This is a genomic window from Pseudonocardia xishanensis (assembly GCF_039541715.1).
Lineage (GTDB): Bacteria > Actinomycetota > Actinomycetes > Mycobacteriales > Pseudonocardiaceae > Pseudonocardia > Pseudonocardia xishanensis.
In genome coordinates, this window is sequence record NZ_BAABGT010000107.1 from 1 (window position 1) to 3,475 (window position 3,475).

The 3,475-nt window shown below is 63.3% G+C and carries 2 protein-coding genes; both read left to right on the top strand.

The features are described 5' to 3' along the window. Positions 1-241 precede the first annotated feature (241 nt). Positions 242-1,678, top strand: a complete 1,437-nt coding sequence (locus tag ABD993_RS31990; protein WP_345426640.1) for an MFS transporter — start codon at positions 242-244, stop codon at positions 1,676-1,678. A gap of 18 nt (positions 1,679-1,696) precedes the next feature. Continuing rightward, positions 1,697-2,962, top strand: coding sequence for a cytochrome P450 (locus ABD993_RS31995; RefSeq protein WP_345426642.1), 1,266 nt, complete (start codon positions 1,697-1,699; stop codon positions 2,960-2,962). Positions 2,963-3,475: the final 513 nt, after the last annotated feature.

Consider the following 3,475-nt stretch of genomic DNA (forward strand, 5'->3'; position numbering starts at 1 on the left):
CATCGCCCAACAGGGTGCGGTGGCCTGAACGTCAGCCTCACGCAGACCCAGGACGGTTCATGGCTCCTATCGGAGACCACCTGTTCGTGAGGATCCGGCTGGCCGAACGACTCAGCAGGACCCAGCCCACGGTCGGGGTCGACCCAGTCGGTGATCCGGTCCTCAGCCTTTCCACCGCCCATGAGCGAACCGCCCATGCCTCGCGGCCTACCCGCTTGCACGACCGGGCCGAGTGTCACCGTTGACGCAGGACAGCCATCGGAAGGGAATCATGAGTCATGCAGAAGCCTTGAGCGGCTCCACGCCGGCCCTGTCTCGCGACGGTCGCAGAGCGATCGCCGCAGCAGCGGTCGGCACGTTGATCGAGTGGTTCGACTTCTCCCTCTATGGATCACTCGCCGCGCTGTTCGCGGCCAAGCTGTTCTTTCCGCATCAATCCGACAGCGTCGCCCTTCTCGCGGCCTTCGCGGCTTTCGGAGTCCCCTACGTGGCCCGGCCGTTCGGCGGCATCCTGGTTGGACGATTCGGAGACCGTCACGGCCGCAAGCCCGCGCTGATCTTCACTATTGTGCTGATGAGTGCGTCCAGCTTCGCGACCGGGTTTCTCCCGACGTACGACATGATCGGCATCTGGGCCGCAGTCCTCCTGGTGACCCTTCGGCTCGCGCAGGGCTTCGGCGCCGGCGCCGAGTTTGCGGGAGCGTTGGCCCTGACCGCCGAGTACACGCCACAGCGGCGCCGTGGCTTCTACACCGCCCTGATGCAAGCAACCTCCCTCGGAGGTGTCCTTCTCGCGAGCCTCGCCTTTCTGATCGTGTCGAGCCTGCCCCAGGATGCTCTGCTCAGCTGGGGCTGGCGCATCCCCTTCCTCTGCGCTGGGCCTCTCTGCATCGTCGCGCTGTACATGCGATCGAAACTCGATGAATCACCCGAGTTTGTAGCGGTGATGGACCGCCTTCGTTCAGTAGGCGCAGCCGCCCAGCCCCTCCGGCAATTGCTCAGCAACAGGAAACGGGAAGTGGCCCTTTCCTTCGCAATGATGAGTTCGATCAACGTTCTCACGTATACTCTCATGACGTTCTCGGTCAGCTTCCTCACCAACACCCGGCACCTGCCCGCCACGACGGCGCTCACCGCGGTCTCGGTCGGCACCTTCTTCGGGATCATCGCGAACCCCATCGCAGGAAGCCTTTGCGATAAGTACGGCTTCAGGCGGATATGGACGATCGCCATGAGTATATCTATTCCAGGGATCTTCTTGTTCTTCATGGCGGCGCGCTCCAGCCCGAATTGGCTGGTCATCGTGGCTTTGAGTGCAATTTTTTCGGTAGGCCATGCTGGAGCGGCGGGCGCATTCCCGGGGATCTTCGTCAACATCTTTCCGACCGAGGTCCGACACACGGGGATCGCGTTCACGAAAGAACTCAGCGGAGCGATCGCGGCGGGGACGACTCCTCTGGTCGGTGCCGCACTTGTCCTCTACGGACATGGCACCCCGTGGTGGGTAGCGGCCTACGTCGCAGCGTGGTGCCTCATCGGCGTCCTCGCGGTGCGGGGCATCGGATCGGGGTCGGAGACACCTCGTCACGCGCAGCTTCTCGCCCACGAACCCGCGTCCGCAGGTACCGAATCGACTGGCCGCGAAGAGGTCGCGACCGCACGACCCCTCACCGACTGAAGCGAAGGAGGTCCGACGGTGCTCGACGTCGACGCCGACGTGAACCGACTCCTCGCCGGAGACAGCAGACTCCTGGCCGACCCGTACCCGACTTGGAACCACCTGAGGACGGTGGCACCGGTCTTGCGCATGGGCGAGACCGTCATCCTCAGCAGGCATCGTGACGTCAAACGACTTATTTCCGACAACAACGAGTATTACAGCAGGGCCCAGAACCGGAACTCGTCGCGGTTCCGACAGGCACGAGAGTCCTTCTCGCCCGCCGGCCAGGCAGCATTCGACCGTTTCATGGACCACGAGTACCGTCAGGTGGTCCGCATGGACCCGCCAGATCACCCACGGATACGCAAGCTGATGCTGCCACCGTTGTCGATGCGCGCCATCGCCCGGAACATGTCGGAACGCGTCCAGGCCCGGGTCGACTCGATGATGAAATCGCTTCACGCCGGTGGGTCGGGCGTGGTCGATTTCAAGACATTATCATACGCCCTCTCCCTGGGAGTCCTCGGAGATATTCTGGGAATCAATCTCACTGAGATCGAACTAATTCACCAGTGGTCCGCGGTACTCGCTGAAGGCAAGCTGAACGCCGAATCCGAAGACAAAGCTCTGGGCGCCGACCAGGTCTACGGCGAACTCATGGACTATATCGCCGAGCTGCTCTATCGAGCTGGCGAGTCCGCAGAGCCATCTGGCGGCCTTCTCAGCGCTCTTGTCCGAGCAGAACAGGCGGACTCGTTGTCCTGGTCCGAGCTGGAGGAGATGGTCGCCCTGCTCATCTTCGCCGGCCACGAGACGACCAGCAACCTGCTCACGATCGGAGTCCTCGAGCTTCTTCGCCGACCCGGTGAGTGGACTCGACTCGTCGAGGAGCCGGCGCTGATCCCCGGAGCGGTCGAAGAACTGCTCCGATTCGTCACACCCTCACAGTTCGTCCAACAGGTCGCAGTCCAGGATCACCTCATCGACGATCACGAAATTCATCGCGGTGATACGGTGATCGGGGTCCTGGCGGCCGCGAACCGGGACCCTCAGGTGTTCGACCGTCCTGACGTCCTCGACATCCGCCGCGATGACGCGCGGGAACACCTCGCCTTTGGAATCGGACCGCACTTCTGCGTCGGCGCCAACCTCGCCAGGATGGAGGCCACCATGGTGTTTCGAGGCCTCATCGCGCACTTCCCCGAGCCACGTCTTGCCATGGAGGAGCTCCACTGGAGCGGGCGTCTGTTCCGGTCTCCCGAATCGCTCCCCCTCATCCCGTTGCCCGAGGCTGTGCGGTGAACGGGGCAGACGCGGCCGCCGAGTCACGACCAATCGAGTCGGATAGTTCGCTTGCCGGAACCAGGCCTCTGGTAGACCGGAAGGAGCACATCGCCGACGGGATCGTGCACATCGTCCTTCGCGGCGGTTCGCGCGGACCTCTGCCGTCGTGGTCACCGGGGGCTCATATCGTCCTGCCGGACGGGACTACGCGCCAGTACTCACTCTGCGGAGATCCGGCGGATGCTGCGCATTACGAACTGGCGGTGCAGCGGGCTCCGGAGAGTCGCAGGGGCTCGGTCTACGTTGATGACGTCCTGGCCGAGGGTGACACCATCGAGGTTTCCGGCCCGCGCAACAACTTTCTCTTCGTGGGCGCAGATCGCTACGTCGTCCTGGCAGGTGGGATCGGCATCAGACCGTTGGTGCCGATGATTCGGTGCGCCCAGTCAATAAGGCGTGAGTGGTCCCTGACCTAGGGCGTGTCTCCCAAATGACGGGAGGTGCGTGAGCGATGCTTGAGTGGTGTCGCGG